Below are 713 nucleotides of genomic sequence, written 5' to 3'. Positions count from 1 at the left end.
GTCACCGTTGAAACTGCCGTGCCGCCTTGACCATCGGACACCAACACTGTAAACTGATCCGTCCCATTAAAGTTCAGATTCGGTTGATAACTAAACGTTCCGTCCCCATTCACCACAGCTACTCCGTTTCCTGGCGCTGTTCGCAGGCTAAACGTTAACGGGTCTCCGTCAGGATCTACTGCCACTATTCGATTAATTAACGTGCTATCTTCCGCAATCGTAAAACTAACATTGGACGTAATTGGGGGATCGTTTACGGGGATGACATTAATCGTTACTATTGAAACCGCCGTTCCTCCTTGGCCATCTGAGACTAATACTGTAAATTGATCACTTCCATTAAAATTTAGATTTGGCTGATAACTAAATGTGCCATTTGCATTCACTGCAGCTATTCCATTTGTTGGACCATTTTGCAGCTGATAACTAAGAGGATTTCCATCCACGTCCGTTCCTACCACTGCTCCTACCACAGGACTGTCTTCTTGCGTACTGAACGTGTAATTTGGCACCGTCGGTGCATCATTCACTGGCGTGACTATTACCGTCACCGTTGAAACTGCCGTGCCGCCTTGGCCATCGGACACCAACACTGTAAACTGATCCGTCCCATTAAAGTTCAGGTTCGGCTGATAACTAAACGTTCCATCCGTATTCACCACGGCCACTCCGTTGCCCGGTGCCGTTTGTAAGCTAAACGTTAACGGATTTCC

1 protein-coding gene is annotated in these 713 nt (G+C 47.3%); it reads right to left on the bottom strand.

What is annotated here, in order from left to right; genetic code table 11:
- The coding region (locus tag WKH56_RS35045; RefSeq protein ID WP_342837867.1) for a cadherin-like domain-containing protein at window positions 1–713 on the bottom strand (713 nt) is incomplete at both ends.

The organism is Priestia sp. SB1, from assembly GCF_038898415.1.
This window is presented reverse-complemented; position numbering and strand designations above follow the sequence as displayed.